14 protein-coding genes and 1 riboswitch are annotated in these 14,167 nt (G+C 76.1%); of the genes, 9 read left to right on the top strand and 5 right to left on the bottom strand.

Annotated elements, in window-relative coordinates:
• Window positions 1-123: 123 nt before the first annotated feature.
• The 4 genes from ACI79E_RS21800 to ACI79E_RS21785 form a co-directional block, all read right to left on the bottom strand.
• A complete protein-coding gene (locus ACI79E_RS21800) occupies window positions 124-1,140 on the bottom strand; it encodes an ABC transporter substrate-binding protein (RefSeq protein ID WP_456934674.1) in 1,017 nt (338 codons plus the stop codon).
• 91 nt (window positions 1,141-1,231) lie between these two features.
• Window positions 1,232-2,023: an amino acid ABC transporter ATP-binding protein gene (locus ACI79E_RS21795; RefSeq protein ID WP_456934673.1), complete on the bottom strand. Its 792-nt coding sequence runs from the start codon at window positions 2,021-2,023 to the stop codon at window positions 1,232-1,234.
• Complete coding sequence (locus ACI79E_RS21790; RefSeq protein ID WP_456934672.1) at window positions 2,020-2,997, bottom strand: amino acid ABC transporter permease; 978 nt, start codon at window positions 2,995-2,997, stop codon at window positions 2,020-2,022. Before ACI79E_RS21790 ends, ACI79E_RS21795 begins: the two co-directional genes overlap by 4 nt.
• A complete protein-coding gene (locus ACI79E_RS21785) occupies window positions 2,994-3,527 on the bottom strand; it encodes a GNAT family N-acetyltransferase (RefSeq protein WP_456934671.1) in 534 nt (177 codons plus the stop codon). The genes ACI79E_RS21790 and ACI79E_RS21785 overlap by 4 nt, the downstream gene beginning before the upstream one ends.
• A 327-nt stretch (window positions 3,528-3,854) precedes the next feature.
• Window positions 3,855-3,966, bottom strand: a riboswitch (SAM riboswitch).
• Window positions 3,967-4,038: 72 nt separating this feature from the next.
• Between ACI79E_RS21785 and ACI79E_RS21780 the strand changes: the two genes are divergently transcribed.
• The 6 genes from ACI79E_RS21780 (at window position 4,039) to ACI79E_RS21755 (ending at window position 9,420) form a co-directional block, all read left to right on the top strand.
• Window positions 4,039-4,143 carry a putative leader peptide gene (locus ACI79E_RS21780; protein ID WP_456934670.1) on the top strand — a complete coding sequence of 35 codons (105 nt, stop codon included), beginning with the start codon at window positions 4,039-4,041 and terminating at the stop codon, window positions 4,141-4,143.
• 41 nt (window positions 4,144-4,184) lie between these two features.
• Complete coding sequence (locus tag ACI79E_RS21775) at window positions 4,185-6,119, top strand: FAD/NAD(P)-binding protein (protein ID WP_456934669.1); 1,935 nt, start codon at window positions 4,185-4,187, stop codon at window positions 6,117-6,119.
• A gap of 44 nt (window positions 6,120-6,163) precedes the next feature.
• Complete coding sequence (locus tag ACI79E_RS21770) at window positions 6,164-6,655, top strand: Chromate resistance protein ChrB (protein WP_456934668.1); 492 nt, start codon at window positions 6,164-6,166, stop codon at window positions 6,653-6,655.
• The gene (locus tag ACI79E_RS21765) at window positions 6,652-7,083 is read left to right on the top strand and encodes a chromate resistance protein ChrB domain-containing protein (RefSeq protein WP_456934667.1); all 432 of its coding nucleotides are present in this window, start codon (window positions 6,652-6,654) and stop codon (window positions 7,081-7,083) included. Before ACI79E_RS21770 ends, ACI79E_RS21765 begins: the two co-directional genes overlap by 4 nt.
• 14 nt (window positions 7,084-7,097) lie before the next feature.
• On the top strand, window positions 7,098-8,471 hold the full coding sequence (chrA, locus tag ACI79E_RS21760; protein WP_456934666.1) for a chromate efflux transporter: 1,374 nt from the start codon (window positions 7,098-7,100) through the stop codon (window positions 8,469-8,471).
• Between the two features lie 94 nt (window positions 8,472-8,565).
• Window positions 8,566-9,420, top strand: coding sequence for an SDR family oxidoreductase (locus tag ACI79E_RS21755; RefSeq protein ID WP_456934665.1), 855 nt, complete (start codon window positions 8,566-8,568; stop codon window positions 9,418-9,420).
• 24 nt (window positions 9,421-9,444) lie between these two features.
• Here the strand turns inward: ACI79E_RS21755 and ACI79E_RS21750 are convergent, their stop codons facing one another.
• A complete protein-coding gene (locus ACI79E_RS21750; protein ID WP_456934664.1) occupies window positions 9,445-11,097 on the bottom strand; it encodes a Na+/H+ antiporter in 1,653 nt (550 codons plus the stop codon).
• 104 nt (window positions 11,098-11,201) lie between these two features.
• Between ACI79E_RS21750 and ACI79E_RS21745 the strand changes: the two genes are divergently transcribed.
• From ACI79E_RS21745 to ACI79E_RS21735, 3 genes are all read left to right on the top strand, one after another.
• Window positions 11,202-11,501, top strand: coding sequence for a DUF1905 domain-containing protein (locus ACI79E_RS21745; RefSeq protein ID WP_456934663.1), 300 nt, complete (start codon window positions 11,202-11,204; stop codon window positions 11,499-11,501).
• A 136-nt stretch (window positions 11,502-11,637) separates the two neighbouring features.
• The gene (locus tag ACI79E_RS21740; protein ID WP_456934662.1) at window positions 11,638-12,414 is read left to right on the top strand and encodes a cyclase family protein; all 777 of its coding nucleotides are present in this window, start codon (window positions 11,638-11,640) and stop codon (window positions 12,412-12,414) included.
• Window positions 12,411-14,060: a thiamine pyrophosphate-binding protein gene (locus tag ACI79E_RS21735; protein WP_456934661.1), complete on the top strand. Its 1,650-nt coding sequence runs from the start codon at window positions 12,411-12,413 to the stop codon at window positions 14,058-14,060. The genes ACI79E_RS21740 and ACI79E_RS21735 overlap by 4 nt, the downstream gene beginning before the upstream one ends.
• Window positions 14,061-14,167 lie beyond the last annotated feature (107 nt).

Genomic DNA, 14,167 nt, shown 5'->3' with positions numbered 1-14,167 from the left:
CCCCCCCCCCCCCCCCCCCCCCCCCCCCCCCCCCCCCCCCCCCCCCCCCCCCCCCCGGCGCCCGCCGCCCCCCCCCCCCCCCCCCCCCCCCCCCCCCCCCCCCCCCCCCCCCCCCCGGGGAGGTCAGGAGCCGACGGCGGGGTTGACCACCGGCTCGTCCACGGCCTCGTCGGACAGGCCCCACCGCTCGAGGGTCCGGGCGTAGCTGCCGTCCCCGAACACGTGCCGCAGCGCGGCCTCGAACGCGTCGACCAGGCCGTTGCCCTTGAGCGAGGTCGCCGCGACGTAGGTGGTGTTGGGCCACCCGGCGTTCACCGTGCCCACGATCTCGACGTCCCCGACCGACTGCTGGTAGACGGCGTTCGGGTTGGGGCCGAGGTAGGTGTCGATCCGGCCCGACTGCAGCGCCAGCAGGGTGTCGGCGGCGTTGGCGAAGTACTCCAGCTGCGCGGGCTCCAGCCCGGCCGCCTCGTTCTGCGCGTTCCAGTCCAGCAGGATCCGCTCCTGGTTGGTCCCGGAGCCCACCGCGATGGTGAGGCCGGCGATGTCGGCGGCCTCCTCGATCGCCAGCCCGCTGTCGGGCCGGGCGCTGAAGGCCATGACGCCCTCACGGTAGGTGGCGAAGTCGAACAGCTGCAGCCGCTCGCTGTTGACCCCGACATTGCTGAACACCGCCTCGAGGTCGCCGCTCTGCAGGCCCAGGGGCCACTGCTCCCAGGCCACGTTGACCACCTCGAGCTCCAGGCCCAGGGACTCGGCGACCAGCGAGGCGATGTCGACCTCGCTGCCGACGACGGTGGCGTTGTCGTCGGCGAGGAAGCCCAGCGGCGGCTCACCGGCGCCGGCCACGCCGACGGTCAGCTTCCCGTCCTCGGCGACGTCGGCCGGCACCAGGGCGGCGGCGTCGGGGTCCTCGTCGGTGTGCACGCGGCCGGCCTGCTCCGGGCTGGTGTCCACCTCCAGGACGGTCGTGGTCCCGCCGGCCGCCTCGGCCGCCGCGGCGGTGTCGGCGCGCTGGTCGGCCTCGATCTCCGCGGAGCTGGTGCAGGCAGAGAGGAAGACGACGGTGGACAGGGTGAGCGCGGTCCGCAGCGGGAGCGCGACGGGCGGGCGGGCGGTGCGGGCACGGGTGCGGGTCATCGGGGTCTCCTGGGATCAGTGGTCGTGCGGTGACGGCCCCGCTGTACGGACCCGCGTCGAGCTCGCGAGGCGTGGGGGGCAGCGGGTTCCTTCACAGGACCCTCGCGAGGAAGGCGCGGGTCCGGTCGTGCTGCGGGTCGTCGAGGACCTGCTCGGGCGGTCCGGTCTCGACGATGCGGCCGGCGTCCATGAAGACCACCTGGTCGGCGGCCTTGCGGGCGAAGCCGATCTCGTGGGTGACCACGATCATCGTCGTCCCGGTGCGGGCGAGGTCCTCGATGACGCCGAGCACCTCGCCGACCAGCTCCGGGTCCAGCGCCGAGGTGGGCTCGTCGAACAGCAGGACGGCCGGTCGCATCGCCAGCGCGCGGGCGATCGCGACGCGCTGCTGCTGACCGCCGGAGAGCTGCCGCGGGTGGACGTCGGCCTTGTCGGCCAGACCCACCCGCGCCAGCAGCTCGCGGGCCTCGGCCTCGACCTCCCCGCGGCGGCGGCCCTGCGCGGACACCGGCGCCTCGACGACGTTCTCCAGCGCGGTGAGGTGCGGGAAGAGGTTGAACCCCTGGAACACGAAGCCGAAGCGGGTGCGCTGGCGCAGCAGGTCCTTCTCCTGGAGCTCGTGCAGCCGCTCGCCGTCCCGGTGGGCGCGGCGGCGGTAGCCGACGAGCTCGCCGTCGAGGGCGACGAAGCCGCGGTCGACCTTCTCCAGGTGGTTGATGCTGCGCAGCAGCGTGGACTTGCCGGAGCCCGACGGGCCCAGCACCACGGTGACGCTGCCGGGCTCGACGACCAGGTCCACGCCGTGCAGGACCTCCAGCGTGCCGAAGGACTTGTGCACCCCGTGCACCTCGACCCGGCCGGGCCGGACGGCCGCGGCGGTCACCGGGACCCCTCGCGGGCGCTGGAGACGCGGGCGAGACCGGCGGTCAGGTTGGCGCGCAGCCGCTGCAGCGGTGTCGGCGGCAGCGTGCGGACCGCACCCCGGGCGTAGTACCGCTCGACGTGGTACTGGACGACGGTGACCACCGTGGTCAGGACGACGTACCAGACGGCGGCCACGATGAGCATCGGGAGCACCCGCTGCGTGCGGCCGTAGATGACGCTGACGGTGTAGAAGAGCTCGCCGAGGGCCAGCACGTAGACGATCGAGGTGCCCTTGAACAGGCCGATGACCTCGTTGACCGCCGTCGGCACGATCGTGCGCATCGCCTGCGGCAGCACGATGCGGGTGGTCTGCCGACGACGCGGGATGCCGAGCGAGGCGGCGGCCTCCAGCTGCCCCTGGTCGACCGACAGGATGCCGGCGCGGACGATCTCGGCGGAGTAGGCGGCCTGGTGCAGGCCCAGGCCCAGGACGGCCGCGCCGAACTTGTCGATCAGCGAGAGGGTCTCGACGCTGGCGAACGACGGGCCGAACGGGATGCCGAAGTCCAGCGACTGGTACAGGTAGGCGAGGTTGTACCAGAGCAGCAGCTGCAGGATCAGCGGCACCGAGCGGAACACCCAGGTGTAGCCCCAGCTGACCGCCTGCAGCAGCGGCGAGCGGGACAGCCGCATGAGCGCCAGCACCGTGCCGAGCGCGAAGCCGAGGACGGCGGTGACCAGCGTCAGCTGGATCGTCGTCCAGACGCCGCGGACGATCGACTCCTCGGTGACGTAGGCCGCGACGACGTCCCACTCCCACCGCGGGTTGGTGACCAGCGAGCTGACCACCATCGCGAGCAGGACGGCGACGACGGCGGTGGCCACCCAGCGACCGGGGTGCCGGGCGGGCACCACCGTGAGCTGGTCGTAGGGCGTGCCGGTCGGCGGCGGTGCGGCGGTCTCCGCGGGCGGGCGGGGGACGACGGTGGTCATGCGGGGTCTCCCAGGGACTTCTCGAAGGCGTAGCCGAGCCGGCCGGGCGGCAGGGTGCGGAGGGTGGCCAGGTCGGTGGGGCGGGGGACGGCGGGGTCGAACAGCGGGGTCCAGCCGGCGGCCAGGTACAGCGCCTTGGCCTCCGGCTGGCGTGGGCCGGTGGTCAGGTACATGCGGGTGTGGCCGCGGGCGGCGGCGCGCGCCTCGAGCTCGGCCAGCACCCGCCGGGCCAGGCCGCGGCGGCGGTGGGCCGCGGCGGTCCACATCCGCTTGACCTCTGCGGTGCCGGGGTCGGCGTGCCGGCGGTAGGCGCCACCGGCGACGGGGGCGCCGTCCTCGAGCAGGAGGACGAGCTCGCCGTCGGGCGGGAGGAACTCCTCGGCGGGGAAGCGGGCCATCTCCTCGGCGGCCCCGCCGAACAGGTCGCCGTAGCGGGTGTCGTACTCGACGGTGAGCTCGGCGAACAGCGGTGCGGCCAGCGGGTCGTGCGGGTGGACGCGCACCACCTCCAGGCCGGTGGCGGTGGTCACCGGGCCACCTGCCCACGGTCGGTGCGGGCGCGGGACGGTCCGGCGCCGGGGTGGGGGGTGCGGGACATGCGGGTGCTCCCAGGGACGAGCGGACGGGGGTGCGCGGACACGCCGCCGGCACCGCGGGGAGGCGGTGGGCAGGAGCGGGCGGGACCGCGGGGACCGGCGGGAACCGGTCAGGAGGGGGAATGCGTCAGCGACAGAGCGCGCTGTCGGTACGCAGGAGGTCGACCGTCGGTCGGTCGACGAGGTCGGCCGAGAGGTCGCGCACGCTCGGCGTGCTGGTGGTGCTCACGGGGGCGTGCTCCTCGGTCAGAGCCCGGGAGGGCTGCGGACTTGCCGACGCGGGGTGCGTCGGCCAGGTCGTCACCCGGGGCACCCCGTCGCAGCGGAGGGTTGCCGGCCAGCGAGCCGGGGCTTGGTACTGGCACTCAGGACCCGGCCGGGACGATAGGCACCGAACGTCATATCCGTCAATCCCGATCGGTTTGGTAGACATTACGGGGACGCCGTGTCGACCGGGACGAGAGGAGCAGGCGTGATCCGATCGGAGCTCGCGCAGCGTCGGCACGTCGACCTGCTCCGCACCAGCAGCGCCCTGTGTCCGGAGGGCTGACCTCCCCGTCCCCCGTCCTCCCGGCACTGGAGCGCCCCCGCATGTCCCGTCCCGCCCCCCTCCGCGCCCCGGCGCTCGTCGTCGTCGGCGCCGGCCCCACCGCGATCGGCGTCCTCGAACGCCTCGTCGCCTCCGCGCCCGAGCTCTCCGGCGGCCGGCGCCTGCACGTCCACCTCGTCGACCCGTTCCCGCCCGGTGGGGGCCGCGTCTGGCGCGCCGAGCAGCCCGACCTGCTGTGGGCCAACTCGCTCGTCGGTGACGTCACCGTGCTGCCCGACCCGTCGGTCGTCGTCGACGGCCCGGTGGGGGAGGGCACCACGCTGTGGCAGTGGGTGTGCGACGTCGCCCGGCACCGCCCGGCCGACGACCCGGTCGGGCGTGAGGCGCGCCGGCTCGGCCCGGCGTCCTTCCCCTCCCGCCCGCTGGTCAACGCCTACCTGGGCTGGGTGCTCGACGCGGTGGTCGCCGCCGCCGCGCCCTGGGTGGACGTCCACCTGCACGCCACCCGCGTGCTCGACGTCACCACCCCCGCGGGCACCCGGGTGCGGCTGGCCGACGGCACGGAGCTCGCCGCCGACGCCGTCGTGCTGGCCCAGGGGCACCTCGACGCGCGGCCCACGGCGGCCGAGCGGTCGACGACGGAGCGCGCCGAGCGGCACGGCCTCACCTACGTGCCCACGGGCTACACCGCCGACCTGGACCTGTCCGCGCTGGCGCCGGGGGAGGACGTGCTGGTGCGCGGGGCGGGCCTGGCCTTCGTCGACCTCGTGGTGCTGCTGACCAGCGGCCGCGGGGGGCGGTTCACCCGGGACGACGACGGCCGGCTGCGCTACCACGCCTCCGGGCGGGAGCCGGTGCTGCACGTGGGCTCGCGGCGCGGCGTCCCCTACCGGTCCAAGCTCGGGTACCCGTGGGCCGGTCCGCCGGTGCCGCTGCGGTTCTTCACCCTGGCCGCCGTCGACGCGGCCTTCGATCCCTCCCGGCGGCTGGACCTGCGCACCGACCTCGCGCCGCTGATCGAGCGCGACCTGGCCTGGGCGCACTACACCGAGCTGTTCCGGGCCTTCCCCGAGCGCACCGCCGTGCCGTGGGAGGAGTTCGCCGAGGCGTACGCCGCGGCGGCCACCCCGGGCGCCGAGCGCGCGCTGGTCGCCCGGGCGGTGCCCGACCTGGCCGACCGGTTCGACCTCGCCGCGCTGGACCGCCCGCTGGCCGGCCGGTGGTTCGCCGATCCGGAGGAGCTGCAGGACGCGGTCCGCCGGCACGTGCGGGCCGACCTGGAGCGCGCCCACGACCCCCGGTTCAGCACCGACGCCGCGGTCTTCACCGCCCTGCTGCAGTGCCACGGCACCATCGCCGCGCTCGCCGCGGCGCGGCGGCTGACGCCCCGGTCGGAGTCCGAGGACCTTGCCGGCTGGTGGATGAACCTGTTCAGCTACCTCGCCAGCGGGCCGCCCGGCCCGCGGCTGGAGGAGCTGCTCGCGCTGTCGGAGGCGGGGCTGCTGCGCTTCCTCGGCGCCGGCGTCGAGGTGGTGCTGGACGAGGACGCCGGGGTCTTCCGCGCGCACTCCACCAGCTGCCCCGGGGTGGTCGAGGCCCGGGCCCTGGTGGAGGCCCGCGTGCCCTCGCCGGACGTGACCGCGACGCCGGACCCCGTGGTCACGGGCCTGCTGGGCCGCGGGGAGGGCTGCGAGCGGGTGCTGGCCGACCCCGGCGCCGCGGCCGGTGTCCGGGGCACCGGGCGGCTGGACGTCGACGTCGACCTGCGGCTGGTCACCGCGTCCGGGGAGCCGCACCCGACCATCCGCGCGGTCGGCTACTGGACCGCCGGCGCCCAGGTCGCGGCCTTCGCCCGCCCGCGCACCAACGCGCCGTTCTTCCGGCAGAACGACGCCCTCGCCCGGGACCTCTGGCGCACGCTGACCGGCGCCCGCGAGGAGCCGGCCGTCCCCGTCCTCGCGGCCGGGGCCGCCTGACGCCACCCCTCGACAAGGCGATGCAACCATGGTTGCATCGCCGTGTGCAGTCCCCGACGTCGCCGGCCGGTGAGTGGGTGCTGCTGTCCTACCGGCTGCCGCGGGAGCCCTCCGGCCCCCGGACGACGCTGTGGCGCCGGCTGCGGCGGCTCGGCGCGGTCCAGCTGTCCGACGGCCTGGTCGCCCTGCCCGCCGACGCTCGCACGCGCGAGCAGCTGGAGTGGCTCGCCGACGACGTCCTCGAGGCCGGCGGGACGGCGGGGCTGTGGGTGGCACGGCCGGGCAGCGCCGCCCAGGAGCGGGACCTCGCCGCCCGGATGGCCGCGGCGCGGGCGGAGGAGTACCGGGCGCTGGCGGCGGAGTGCCGGGCGGCGGCCGGCGCCGAGCCCGCCGAGCGGGCCCGGGCCCTGCGCCGGCTGCGCACGGAGTTCCGCGCCATCGGCCGGCGGGACTTCTTCCCGCCGGCCGAACGCGACGAGGCGGCGGCCGCACTGCAGGTCCTCGCCGCGACCGGCGACGTGGCGGTCACGCCGTGAGGTGGGCGACCCGCGCCGGGGTGCACATCGACCGCGCCGCCTGCGCGTGGCTGATCCGCCGGTTCCTCGACCCGCAGGCGGAGTTCGTCTTCGTCGCCGACCCCGCAGAGGTGCCCGCCGACGCCACCCCGTTCGACATGCGCGGGGTAGAGCTGGGCCACCACGGCGGCGACTGCTCGTTCGAGACGATCCTGCGGCGGTACGAGCTCACCGACCCGGTGCTGTGGCGGGTCGCCGAGGCCGTGCACGAGGCCGACCTGGACGACGGGCGGTTCGACGCGCCCGAGGCGCCGGGGCTCGACGTCCTCCTGCGCGGCCTGTCGATGACCGGCACCGACGAGCAGACCCTCGCCGTCGCCGGTCCGCTGTTCGACGGGCTGTACGAGTACCACCGCCGCCGCCTGCTGCTCGGCCGCGAGCCGGCCTGACCCCGAGGACGGACATGGACCCCGCGCCGCAGCTCCAGACGGTCGTCCCGTTCCGCACGGCCGTGCGGGCCTGGTTCCTGATCTCCCTGCAGACCTTCGGTGGGCCGGCCGGCCAGATCGCGGTCATGCAGCGCGCCCTGGTCGACGAGAAGCGCTGGATCGGCCAGAAGCGGTTCCTGCACGCCCTGAACTACTGCACGCTGCTGCCCGGCCCGGAGGCGCAGCAGCTGGCCACCTACGTCGGGTGGCTGCTGCACGGCACCCGCGGCGGCCTGGTCGCCGGCGGGCTGTTCGTCCTCCCGGGCGTCGTGGCACTGCTGGCGCTCTCGGGGGTCTACGTCGCGTTCGGCACGACGACCGTGGTCACCGCGGTGTTCGTCGGGCTCGCGGCCGCGGTGCTGGCCATCGTGGCGCAGGCCGTGGTGCGGGTGGCGAAGCGGGCCCTGGACAGCCGCGCCCTGGTGGTCGTCGCCGTGGCCGCGTTCCTCGCCCTGTCCCTGTTCGGTGTGCCGTTTCCCGTCGTCGTCGCGCTGGCCGGTGTCGCCGGCTGGGCGCTGGGCCGGTGGCGGCCGACGGCGCTGCCGCAGAGGCAGGCGGCCGAGGGCCCCGACGCCGGCCCGCCGCCGGTGGTCTCCGACGACGTGCTGCACCACGAGGCCCCCACCGCCCGGCGCACTCTGACGGTGCTGCTCGTCGGGCTGCTCGTGTGGGGCGTGCCGGTCGCGGCGGCTGCCCTGCTCACCGGCACGCACAGCGTCTTCACCCAGCAGGGCGTGTTCTTCTCCGGCGCCGCGGTGGTCACCTTCGGCGGCGCCTACGCCGTGCTGGCCTACGTCGCCCAGCAGGCGGTCCAGGTCTACGGCTGGCTGGGGCCACGGGAGATGGTCCGGGGCCTCGCGCTGGCCGAGACCACCCCCGGCCCGCTGATCATGGTGGTGCAGTTCGTGGCGTTCCTCGGCGCGTACCGGGCTCCGGGTGACCTGGACCCGTGGGTGGCCGCCGTCCTGGCGTCGCTGCTGGTCACCTGGGTGACGTTCGTGCCCAGCTTCCTGTTCGTCCTGCTCGGCGCCCCGTACATGGAGCGGCTGCGCGGCAACCGGTCGCTGTCGGCCGCGCTGGCCGGCATCACCGCCGCGGTCGTCGGCGTCATCGCGAACCTGGGCGTCTACTTCGCCGTCCACACGCTGTTCGCGCAGACCGTGGACGTCGACCGCGGGCCGCTGCACCTGGAGCTGCCCGAGCCGGGCACGCTGCGGCTGGTGCCCCTGGTCATCGCCCTGGTGGCCGCGGTGCTGCTGTTCCGCGTCAAGTGGTCGGTGCTGCGGACCCTCGGCGTCTGCGCGGCGCTGGGTCTGGCCGCCGGGCTGGCCGGCCTGCCGGTCGGGTGATCTCCCGCCCGGCGGGAACAGGGCTGCCGCCGGCCGGGTTCGCCGACGTGCAATGGCGCTCCCGCGCCATCCCGCCCACATCGGAGGACCCCGCATGTCGATCGTCGTCACCGGAGCCACCGGCCAGCTCGGCCGGCTGGTCGTGGAGGAGCTGCTCGCCCGGGGGCTCGCTCCCGGGGACGTCGTCGCCGGGGGGCGGGCGCTGGAGCGGATCGCCGACCTCGGCGAGCGCGGGGTGCGCACCGTGCACCTGGACTACGACGACCCGGCGACCCTGGACGCCGCGTTCGCCGCGGGTGACACCGTCCTGCTGGTCTCGGGGAGCCAGCCCGGGGCGCGGGTCGCCCAGCACCGGGCCGTGGTGGACGCCGCGGTGCGGGCCGGGGTCGCCCGGATCGCCTACACCAGCATCCTGGGCGCCGACGACACCCCGCTGCTGCTCGCCCCCGACCACCAGGCGACCGAGCAGGTGATCCGCGAGAGCGGCCTGCCCGCGACCCTGCTGCGCAACGGCTGGTACACCGAGAACTACGTCCCGCAGCTGCAGCAGGCGCGGGAGACCGGGGTCGTGGCCGCGAGCGTCGGCGACGGCCGGGTGGCCAGCGCGACGCGCGCCGACTACGCCGCCGCCATCGCCGCCGTGCTGGTCACCGAGGGGCACGAGGGCGCGGTGTACGAGCTCTCCGGCGACACGGCCTGGACCTTCGACGAGCTCGCCGCGGCCATCGGCGAGCTGCTCGGCCGCGAGGTCACCTACGTGCGGCGCTCGCCGGAGGAGCACCGTGCGGCGCTGCTGGCCGCCGGCCTGGACGAGGGCACCGCCGGGTTCGTGGTCGGGCTGGAGGGGGGCATCCGCGCCGGCGCGCTGGGCGCCACCAGCGGCGACCTGGCCAAGCTGGCCGGGCGCCCCAGCACCCCGCTGGTCGAGGGCCTGCGGCCCTTCGCCTGAGCCGCCGGCCGGGCCGGCCCGCCCTCAGCGGCGGGCCGGCAGGCGGCCCTCCTCGTGGTCGAGCTCGCGCTCCAGCCGGCGCAGCCCCTCGTCGGGCAGCCGGCCGACGTCCCGCCAGTGCAGCAGCTCCTCGCGCTGGGCGCCGAGGACGGCCCTGCGCACCCGCACCGCCGCCTCGTACTCCGGCGACAGGGGCACCTCGCCGCCCTCCGCGCCCTGCAGCACGTCCAGCCGCCGGCGGTAGCGGTCCAGGCGGGCCTGCAGCTGCGCCCGGATGGTCTCGATCGCGTCGTCGTCGAGGTGGTCGTGCTGCTCGGCGGCCAGCTCGTCCAGCCGCCGCAGACCCGCCTCCACCGAGGCCGCCCGCGCCTCGTTGCGCAGCCGGGCCTGGTCGGCCTCGTCGGCACGCAGGCCCAGTGCCCGCACCAGCGGGGCGAAGGTCAGCCCCTGGCCCACCAACGTGACCAGCACGGCGAGGAAGGCGCAGAACAGCAGCAGGTTGCGGTCGGGGAACGGCGCCCCCGTCTCGGTGGTCAGCGGCAGCGTGAAGATCGCCGCCAGGCTGATCACCCCGCGGGTGCCGGCCCAGCTGAGCACGATGATCTCCCGGCCGGTCAGCCGGGTCAGCGCGGTCCGCGGGTCGCCGTCCTGGCCGGCGAGGTCCTCGCCGCCCAGCCGGGTGTGCAGCGACTGCGGCAGGTGCTCGGTGAGCCACAGCCACAGCGGCCGCAGCAGCAGCACCACCCCGACGGTGATCAGCGACGCGGTCACGATCGTGCCGGTCGTGTACTGGTCCAGGCCCCGGATGACCGCGGGCAGCTGCTGGCCGATGAGCAGGAAGACGACCCCCTCGAGCAGGAAGTCGACCAGCCGCCAGACGGCGTCGGTCTGCAGGCGGGTCGCGCCGGTCGCCCAGACGGGGAAGTTGTGGCCGATGACGAGCCCCGCGACGACGACGGCCAGCACCCCGGAGACGTGCAGGCTCTCGGCCAGCAGGTAGGCCACGAACGGGGTAGCCAGCGAGATCGCGTTCGACGACAGCGGGTCCCGGCGCAGCTTGCGCAGCGGCCGGATGGCGTGGGCGATGAACACGCCGACCGCGACGCCGCCCGCGGCGACGACGACGAACTGCCCGAGCGCGGCGGGGGTGGAGAACCCGTCCCCCTGGGCGGCGGCGACCGCGACGGACAGGATGGTCAGGGCCGTGGCGTCGTTGAGCAGCCCCTCGCCCTGCACCAGGGTGATCAGCCGCGGCGGCAGGCCCACCCTGCGGCCGACGGCGAGCGCGGCGACCGGGTCGGGTGGCGCCACGGCCGCCCCGAGCGCGATGCCGGCCGCGAGGGTGGCGCCGGCGACGAACAGCTCGAAGCCGATGCCGATGACCACGGCCGTGGCGGTCACGAGCAGCACGGAGAGGCTGACCACCGTCCGGAGGTTGCGGCGGATCGCGGTCAGGGAGCTGTCGAGCGCGGCGCTGTAGAGCAGCGGTGGCAGCACCAGGGTCAGCACCAGGTGGGGGTCCAGCTCGATGTTCGGGCCGGGCAGGTAGGCGTAGGCGATGCCGACCAGGGTCAGCAGCGCCGCGGCCGGCAGCCCGGTGCGGTCGGCCACCCAGCGCACCACGACGATGACCGCGACCGCGCCCAGGACCAGCAACAACAGGGGCTCCACGTGCACCTCCACATCCTTCCCGACCGGCCGGGGGCGGGCAGCGCGGCCCGCCGATGACTTCCACCCCCTCCCGACGTCGGAGGGGTGGGGACCACGAGAGGAGCGCCACCATGACCGCGACGCGATCGACGGGGCCGGGACCGCTGGACACCGAGTTCACCGCCCAGCTGCTGCGCAGCCCCGCCGACGGGGGGTGGACCTACGTGCAGATGCCGCGGTCGGCCGAGTTCTCCGGCACCCGCGGGCTGGTCAAGGTGCGCGGCACCATCGACGGGCAGCCGTTCCGCAGCTCGTTCATGGCCCTGGGCGACGGCACGCACAAGCTCCCGGTCCGGGCCGAGGTGCGCGACGCCATCGGCAAGCGCGCCGGCGACACGGTGACCGTCCACCTGGAGGAACGCCTCAGCTGAGCGCGCGGTGGCGGGCACGGTGGGCCGCCGGGCCGCGGCGCGGGACCCGCGCGGGCGCCCGCGTCCGCCCGCCGGCCGCCCGGGCACCGGGTGCGGCATGCTCGGGCGGCCCACATCCCCCGTCGAAGGGACGCCCATGTCAGCCCTGTCCGGGTTCGCCGCCGCCCTGGTCGGCGGCCGCATCGAGGTCGTCGACCTCACCGCCCCGCTGTCGGCCGAGACCCCGGTCATCCAGCTCCCGGAGCCGTTCGCGCAGACCGCGCGCTTCGAGCTCGAGGAGCTCAGCCGCTACGACGACCGCGGCCCGGCCTGGTACTGGAACAACTTCCGCACCGGCGAGCACACCGGCACCCACTTCGACGCCCCCAACCACTGGGTCACCGGCAGGGACGGTGAGGACGTCGCCTCCGTGCCGCTGCGGCGGCTGATCGCCCCGGCCGCGGTCCTCGACCTCTCCGCGCAGGCCGCCGCCGACCCGGACTTCCTGCTCGAGGTGGACCACGTGCGCGCCTGGGAGGCCGAGCACGGGCCGCTGCCCGAGGGCGGGTGGCTGCTGTACCGCACCGGCTGGGACGCCCGCAGCTCCTCGCAACAGGAGTTCCTCAACGCCGACGACGCCGGCGCGCACACCCCGGGCATCTCCCCGGACTGCGCCCGCTGGCTGGCCGAGGAGGCGCCGGTGGTCGGCCTGGGGGTGGAGACGGTGGGCACCGACGCCGGGGCGGCGCACTCGTTCGACCCGCCGTTCCCGTGCCACGCGGCGCTCATGGGCAGCGGCAAGTACGGGCTCACCCAGCTGCAGAACCTGGCGCAGCTGCCGCCCACCGGGGCGGTGCTGGTGCCGGCCCCGCTGCCGATCGTGTCCGGCTCCGGCTCGCCGGCGCGGGTCCTGGCCCTCGTCGACCGCGGATGACCTCGCGCACCACCGTCGCCGAGGCCGTCGGCGCCGCCCTGGTCGGCTGCGGGGTGGGGGCCGTGTTCGGGGTCGTCGGCTCCGGCAACTTCGCCGTCACCAACGCCATGGTGGCCGCCGGGGCCCGCTTCGTCGCCGCTCGCCACGAGGGCGGCGCGGCGACCATGGCCGACGCCCACGCCCGGATGACCGGCCGGCCGGTGGCGCTGAGCGTGCACCAGGGGTGCGGGCTGACCAACGCCCTGACCGGCATCACCGAGGCGGCCAAGAGCCGCACCCCGCTGTTGGTGCTCGCCGCCGAGGCGTCCTCGCCGACGTCGAACTTCGCCGTCGACCAGGCGGCGCTGGCCGCCGCGGTGGGGGCGGTGCCGATGCGGGTCACCTCGGCCGGCGACGCGCTGGACCAGGTGGCCGCCGCCGTCGGGACCGCCGTCCACGGCCGGCGGACGGTGCTGCTCAACCTGCCGCTGGACGTGCAGGTGGCCGAGCTGCCGGTGCTCGCCGGCCCGCCGCCGGTGCCGCCGCCGGCCGGGCCGGTGGTGACCCCGGAGCACGTGGAGCGGCTGGTGCACGCCCTGCGGCACGCCCGGCGGCCGGTGTTCGTCGCCGGCCGCGGCGCCCGCGGGCCGGGCAGCCGGGAGGCACTGGCGGAGCTGGCCCGGCGCAGCGGCGCGCTGCTGGCCACCTCGGCGGTGGCGCGCGGGCTCTTCCGCGGCGACCCGTGGTCGCTGGACGTCTCCGGCGGCTTCGCCTCACCCCTCGCCGCGGAGCTGGTCACCGGTGCCGACCTCGTCGTCGGCTGGGGGTGCGCGCTGAACATGTGGACGATGCGGCACGGCCGGCTCATCGGCCGCGACGCCGTCGTCGTCCAGGTCGACGACGACCCCTCGGCCCTGGGCGTCCACCGCGACCTCACCTTCGGCGTGGTCGGCGACGTCCGGCGGACCGCGGAGGCCGTGGCCGCCGTCCTCGGTGACGCGGCCGTCGTGGGCTACCGGACGCCGGAGGTGCGCGCGGCCATCGCCGAGCGGGTGCGGTGGCGGGACGTGCCGTTCGCCCCGCTGGGGGGCGCCGGCCGGATCGACCCGCGCACGCTGACCATCGCGCTGGACGACCTGCTGCCGGCCGAGCGCGTGGTCGCCGTCGACTCGGGCAACTTCATGGGCTACCCGAGCGCGTTCCTCGACGTGCCCGACGAGCAGGGCTTCTGCTTCACCCAGGCCTTCCAGTCCGTCGGGCTGGGGCTGGCCTCGGCGATCGGCGCGGCGCTGGCCCGGCCGGACCGGCTGCCGGTGGCCGCGCTCGGCGACGGCGGCGCGCTCATGGGCGCCTCCGAGCTGGAGACGGTGGTCCGGCTGGGCCTGCCGATGGTGGTCGTGGTCTACGACGACGCGGCCTACGGCGCCGAGGTGCACCACTTCGGGCCGGAGGGGCACCCGCTGGACACCGTCCGCTTCCCCGACGCCGACCTGGCGGCGATCGCCCGCGGGTACGGCTTCACGGCGGTCACCGTGCGCGGCGTCGACGACCTCGCGCCGGTGGCCGACTGGGTGGCGGGCAGCCGGGCCGCGCCGCTGTTCATCGACGCGAAGGTGGCCGCCGACGAGCCGTCGTGGTGGCTGGAGGAGGCGTTCCGCGGGCACTGAGGGAGCCCTGGGGGGGGGGGGGGGGGGGGGGGGGGCCGGGGGGTGGGGGCCTGCGGCGGGCGCGGGTGTTGGCGGCCCTCGAGACGCTGGAGGCGACCGTCAACGGC

The organism is Geodermatophilus sp. SYSU D00079 (assembly GCF_054050635.1).
This window is presented reverse-complemented; position numbering and strand designations above follow the sequence as displayed.